4 protein-coding genes are annotated in these 6594 nt (G+C 58.2%); 1 reads left to right on the top strand and 3 read right to left on the bottom strand.

Features of this window, described 5'->3' with window-relative positions:
* Positions 1 to 14: 14 nt before the first annotated feature.
* From WD006_RS29035 to WD006_RS29045, 3 genes are read right to left on the bottom strand one after another with little or no spacing between them, the layout of a single operon-like run.
* Positions 15 to 1481 carry an efflux transporter outer membrane subunit gene (locus WD006_RS29035; protein ID WP_035832769.1) on the bottom strand — a complete coding sequence of 489 codons (1467 nt, stop codon included), beginning with the start codon at positions 1479 to 1481 and terminating at the stop codon, positions 15 to 17.
* The gene (locus WD006_RS29040) at positions 1481 to 2677 is read right to left on the bottom strand and encodes an efflux RND transporter periplasmic adaptor subunit (protein WP_029307888.1); all 1197 of its coding nucleotides are present in this window, start codon (positions 2675 to 2677) and stop codon (positions 1481 to 1483) included. Before WD006_RS29040 ends, WD006_RS29035 begins: the two co-directional genes overlap by 1 nt.
* Positions 2674 to 5871: an efflux RND transporter permease subunit gene (locus tag WD006_RS29045; protein ID WP_104669971.1), complete on the bottom strand. Its 3198-nt coding sequence runs from the start codon at positions 5869 to 5871 to the stop codon at positions 2674 to 2676. The genes WD006_RS29040 and WD006_RS29045 overlap by 4 nt, the downstream gene beginning before the upstream one ends.
* Before the next feature lie 178 nt (positions 5872 to 6049).
* On the opposite strand from WD006_RS29045, the gene WD006_RS29050 reads away from it, so the two are divergent.
* A partial coding sequence (locus WD006_RS29050) for a response regulator (protein WP_425648355.1) occupies positions 6050 to 6594 on the top strand: 545 nt, incomplete at its 3' end.

Genomic DNA, 6594 nt, shown 5'->3' on the forward strand with positions numbered 1-6594 from the left:
GCGTTCAGCGACAACTAACGCTTTGAATGCAGTCCTTCCGTTGCCGCCGGTTCTGACGTCGCCAACGGGTCGACAGCGGTACTCTGAGCGTCAGCCCCATCCTTAGCCTGCCAGCCTCCCCCAAGCGAGCGAAAGAGCGCTACGCTAGAGACCAACTGACGTCGATGAATACTCTCGAGAGTGCGTTCGTTAGTGAGCGTCGTTGCCTCCACCACATTAACGTCGAGGTATGCCGCCGCGCCTTTCTTGTAGCGATCCGTCGCCTGCGCGAGCGCGCGTTGCGACGCCTGGACTGCGGCTTCCTGACTCGATGCAGCCTCCGTCAGGAGTCTCGTGGCCGCGTAGCTGTCCTCCACGTCTTGGACCGCCGTTAGCACGGTCTGCCGGTAGTCGGCCGCAGCAGCATCGAATTGCGCCTGGGCACTGTCCACGCCGGCTTGGCGCTTCCCTCCGTCGAAGATTGTCGCAGCCAAGGCAGGCCCCACCGCCCAGAAGCGACCTGGGGCCGTAAGGAGTCCGGCCAAGCCTGAGCTCTCGACACCTCCGCTCAGGTTGAGCATGAGACTCGGAAAGAACGCGGCCTTAGCAACACCGATTTGGGAACTGGCCGCCGAAACACGACGTTCTACTGCAGCTATGTCCGGACGTCGCTTCAATAACTCGCTGGGAACTGCGGCGGGTACTTCAGGAAGTTGCGTTCCATAGGCGTCATGTGGTGCGATCGAAAACGTGCTGGCAGGCTCGCCCACCAGTGTTGCGAGCGCATGTTGCAGTTGGGTTCGCGCAAGAGTTAGGTCAGCCAATTGAGCGTTAGTACTGTCGCGCTGAGCTTGAGCCTGCGCAACATCGCTCTCAGCCGCAATTCCGCCCTTATATCTGTTAGTGACCATCGAGAGCACCGAAGAATAAGCGTCCACCGTCTGCCTTAGCAGCGATGCCTCGCGGTCAAGCGAGCGGATCGCAAAGTAATCCGTAGCGACTTCCGCCTGCAAGGTCAGCCGAACTGCGGCGACATCGTCCGCACTTGCTTGCACTCGAGACGTTGCCGCATCGACGGCATTGCCAATTCGCCCAAAAAGGTCAGGCTCCCAGGTCGCACTGAATCCGATAAGCCGGTCGGGCGTTGTCTTACCGGCCAGCGACCGTCCAACTACGTTTGCCGACACATGACTACTGGTAGCGCTGGCATTCGCGCCGGCTGTCGGAAAGTACGCTGCGCGTGCAGCATCGGCCTGGGCCCGGGAATCTTGCAGAAGGGCTATCGATCTCTTGAGCGTTTGATTTGTCACATCGATGCGTCGAATTAACGCATCAAGGTCGTCGTCATGGTAAGACGTCCACCACTCAGCGGGAATCTGACTCAGGACTGGATCGCTCGCTTCTGCATACTTCGCGGGAAGATCCATCTCCGGAATGTGGTAAGTCGGTGCGAAAGAGCACCCCGCTAGCCATATACAAACCGCACTTATGGCTAGCCTCATCACGATTTAGCTCCTTGCGACGCGACCGTCTGCGGCGAAGACACTCTCACACGCGCGCCGCCGACAATCCCATCCCCCGGGTTCACGATAACCTTGGCACTCGCAGCCAGCCCGCCCAAGACCTCTACGTGCGAACCAAAGTCACGTCCCAACTGGATTTTCTGAATCGCAACCATCCCGTTTTGGTCGATGATTGCCACCGATGCTCCGCCGGCCGGAAACATAAGCGTACTCGCGGGTAGATCCAATCCCGCCTTATCCGCTTCCGGCACGATATGGACCTCGGCGTAGGCACCTGGGAGGATCTTTCCACCCTGACTGTCCACATCGAGCTCGACTCGGAGACTACGGGTCACCGGGTCCATTGCGCCCGCCGTCCGCGTAATCGTGGCCGGGAAGTGGTGGTCCGGCGATTGCGGTAGCGCCAACCAAGCCTTGGTGCCTGGCGCAACCGCTGCACTCACTGACTGTGGGACCTGCACATAGACACGAAGACGGTTGCCTGCCGAGATGTGAAACAGTTCACGCCCCTGGTTAGGCGCACTCCCCGCATCAATAAGCGCACCGGCGTCTACGTTCCGTGCGGTAATCACACCATCGAACGGCGCCCGAATCTGCGTGTACGAAGCCAGTTGCGCGACGCGCGCTGTATTCGAGCGAGCCGAAGCTAGCAATGCCGCTTTGGCCTGCATGTCAGCGACCTTCTGGTCGGTTTCCTGCTGCGCTACCGAGTTGGTGGACTGCAGATCCTTCCACCTGTCGGCCGTAGTCTTCGCGAGTGCGTAGTTGGCAGAGGCAGTCTCTTCGTCCGCGCGTGCTTGCCGAAGTTGGTCCGCGACTTCCGGAGCGTCGATTTCGGCCAGCAGCTGGCCAGCCTTTACCTCTGTACCGATATCCACATACCACTTTCGAAGGTAGCCATTCACCCGCGCATGGATGGCCGCATCCTGATAGGCGCGCACGTCGGCAGGCAGCGTGATCTCCTGCGAGGACGCCGCCGGTTTCGGGGAAACAATGCTGACAACCGGAGTCTGTGCGTCGATACTGCGCTTCTGCAGAGCAGCCTCACCATGCACTCGAGGGACGATTCCCACAATCAGCGCTGCAGCTGCCACTACCCCCACGGCGAGTCCTATCTTGATCTGTCTGCGGGACAACGGCACGCGACTATTGTTTTCTCGTTCAATTTGGGTCATACCAGACTCTGCACTTTCACTGTGTTTTGGTGCGAGCTGGCTCGCTTTTCGAGCCAACCATGCAAGACTGCGAAGAATGTGGGGACGAGCACGAGGGTCGCGACGGTTCCAAAGGCCAAACCGCCAATAACGACGCGGCCAAGCGGTGCGTTTTGCGCGCCCGCACTTCCCGCTCCCAATGCCATGGGAACCATGCCGAACAGCATCGCAAGGGCTGTCATCACGACAGGCCGGAATCGTCCGAACCCTGCCTCATACGCTGCCTCGACGGCTCCCTTCCCTTCATTCAATAGCTCCCGGGCACGGCTAACAACGAGAATGCTGTTAGCCGTTGCAATGCCAACGCACATGATTGCCCCCGTCAGCGCAGGCACACTAATCGTTGTGTAGGTGGCAAATAGCATCCATGCCATCCCGGACAGCGCGACCGGCAACGCGCCGACAATGGCAAGCGGGTCCAGCCACGACTGGAAGTTCACGACCATCAGCAGGTAGACCAGCGCAATGGCCGCAGCCAGTCCCGTAAGCAGTCCGACAAACGAAGCGTGCATTGTTTGGACCTGGCCGCGAACCACAATGCGAGAGCCACCCGGCAGGCCTGGACGGACACTGTCGACGACACGCTGCACGTCCGCAGACACTGCTCCCAAGTCGCGGCCGCGCACAGACCCAAACAAATCGAGTACCGGTTGTACGTTGTAGTGGGAAATTACACCCGGCTGGCTGCTTCGATTGACTGTGCCAAACTGGCCGAGCTGTGCCGCACCGCCCTGCCTAAGCGTCTCTGCACCACTCCCAAGCGGGATATTCGACAGTGTCTGGAGGGAGTCCATGGCGTACTGCGGAACCGAAATCAGCATCGGGTAGCTCACCCCATTCTTGGGGTTCAGCCAGAAGTTTGGAGACGTCTGGCTACTTCCCGACAACGCGATAAGAAGGTTCTGTGCCACGTCACGTTGCTGCATCCCTGCCTGCAGCGCTCGGGTGCGGTCTACGTTCACCGTCAATGCAGGCTGATCATCCGGTTGCTGCAGATGTAGGTCGCTAAGGCCGCGCACGGCCGACAGCTTCCGCAACAAGTCATCTGCGACCGTGCGGTTTCCGGCAGCATTATTGCCCACGATCTGCACATCAATCGGTGCAGGAAGGCCAAAATTCAGGATTTGGCTGACCATATCGCCGGGCAAGAATGAGAAGCTCACTCCTGGGAATGCCACCGGTAACTCGGCATCGAGCTTTTCGATGAGCGCCGAAGACTTTCCAGCAGAGGGATTCAACGAGATCAGAATCTCGGCATCGCCGGTTCCGATGGGCAGCGCGGAGTCGTAAGTCAAGTTGATGCCGCTGACGGGGAGGCCGATGTTGTCCACAATGCTCGAAACATGAGTAGGACCCACCGTTTCGCGGATCTTCGTCTCAACCTGGTCAACCAGGCGCGCAGTCTCTTCAATCCGCGTACCTGTGCGCGCTCGCATATGAAGGCGGATCTCTCCACTATCCACTGCCGGGAAAAAGTCTTGGCCCAGAAACGGCACTAAAGTCATTGAGCACACGCAGAGCATTGCGAAAAGTGCCATAGCGCGCCGCGGCGATCCCAGCGCAAGCTCCAGAACATTTGCGTAGGACTGGCGGACACGCTCGAAACTCTGCTCGAATTTGGAATGCACGTTAGAAAACCAGCGGGCAAAGCGGCCTTCCGGATGATGCCCGCTAGGCTCCCGGCTGAAGAGATAGTGGGCCAACGTGGGGATCAATGTGCGCGAGAGGAAGTATGACGCCATCATCGCAAACACCACCGCCTCTGCGAGCGGAACGAACAGGTAACGAGCGACTCCGCTCAGCATGAACATCGGCAAGAACACGATACAAATGCAGAGGGTAGATACGAGCGTCGGCAATGCAATCTGTGCAGACCCATCCAGGATCGCGTCTTCCAGCGGCTTGCCCATCTCCCGGTGGTGCGTAATATTCTCGATCGCTACCGTCGCATCGTCTACTAGCACACCTACTGCAAGAGCCAAGCCGCCCAACGTCATGATGTTCAAAGTTTGGCCCAACGCCGACAAAGCAATGAGGGCAGCCAAGACCGACAGAGGAATGGTGACAGCAATAATGAGAGTGGCGCGCCAGCTTCCGAGGAATAGCAGAATCATCGCCGCAGTCAGGCACGCGGCTATCAATGCTTCATGCAACACGCCGTCAATAGCAGATGTCACGAAGATTGACTGGTCGGAGATAGGTTGTACCACCAGAGATTTCGGCAATCCGGCCGTCACGTCTGGAAGCATTGCCTTGATTTGCGAGATGATGGAGAGCGTCGACGCGTTCCCGCTCTTCTCGATCTCCAAGAGCGCCGAACGCTTTCCGTCACGCCGAACGACATTCAATTGAGGAGCGTAGCCGTCGCGTACCTGCGCGACGTCACGCACGTAGACCGTGCCTTCCGGCCCACTGCGAATTGGCAAGCCGTTGAGCGCCGAGATGGTTTGGGTGCTGCCATTCAGATCCACCCGATACTCAAGCGCGCCAATCTTTGCCGTTCCACCCGGCAAGGTGAGATTCTGGGCATTAATCGCATTGACCACATCGAGAGGCGACAGACCTCGCGCCTGCAGTGCTTCCGTATTGAGGTCGACAGCCACCTGGCGGACCTTGCCACCGTATGGCAGAGGAATTGATGCCCCTTGTACGGTTGCAAGCTGAGTACGGATAAAGCTGTTACCCAGATCGTAGAGTTCTTGCTCGGGAAGCGTGTCACTGCCTAGGGCTAGCCGGAGGATTGGGACGGTCGAGGCGTTGTAGCTCAGCACCAGTGGAGCAGTCGTCCCTGGTGGCATCGTCTTCAAAAGCGATTGTGCACCGGACGTCGTCTGGGCTATAGCGCGATTTATATCTGCCCCTGGGTGAAAAAACACCTTGATAACGCTTACGCCCGGCAGCGTTTGGGACTCGATATGCTCGATGTCATCCACGCTGTTCGTAAGGGAGCGCTCATATCCTGTCACGATCCGCTGCGACATATCTTGCGCAGAAAGGCCGTTGTAGCTCCACACGACGCTAACAACTGGGATGTCAATGGAAGGAAAAATGTCTGTCGGCGTGCGCAGAATGGCCAACGGCCCGCCCAAAAGCAAAAGTATTGCCAAAACGACAAAAGTATATGGCCGACGTAGCGCAAGCCGCACAATCCACATGGTTCACTCCAGGCGCTGTCGGCGCCGGTCATCCAGAATTAGCGGCGATTCTATGTACGCAACACCCTTTCAAACGGGGACGAAACGATTACAGTCTTGTCATCCAATAGGCGAACCTGCGCCGTTATCATCGGCGGCATCGTTTGAGCTGTGAGCCCGTGCAGCTGAGGATGAAAACATGAAGATCTTGGTAATCGAAGATGAACCTAAGACTGGCGAGTACCTCCGAAAAGGCCTCACCGAGTCATCTTTCGTTGTCGATCTTGCGTCGACAGGACGGGATGGCCTGCACCACGCAATCGACGGGGACTACGATCTGGTCATTCTTGATGTCATGCTGCCTGGCATGAACGGATGGGAAGTGCTCAAGGAACTCCGGGAACACAAAGATACTCCCGTGCTCTTCCTGACCGCACGCGATGAAGTCGAGGACAGAGTGAAAGGGCTCGAGCTTGGCGGCGATGACTACCTCGCAAAACCCTTTGCTTTCGTAGAATTGCTGGCGCGGGCCCGGACGCTGCTGCGGCGCGGACCCACGCGCGAAGCTGAGCGTATCGAAATCGAGGACTTGGAAATCGACCTTTTGCGTCACCGAGTCTCCAGAGGAGGAATACGCATCGACTTGTCGCCCAGGGAGTTCGCATTGCTCCACTTCCTCGCGCGACGACACGGCGAAGTCCTTAGTCGCACGCAAATCGCCTCACACGTTTGGGATATGAACTT

This window comes from Cupriavidus sp. Met-2 (assembly GCF_049843575.1).
Taxonomy (GTDB): Bacteria; Pseudomonadota; Gammaproteobacteria; order Burkholderiales; family Burkholderiaceae; genus Cupriavidus; species Cupriavidus metallidurans.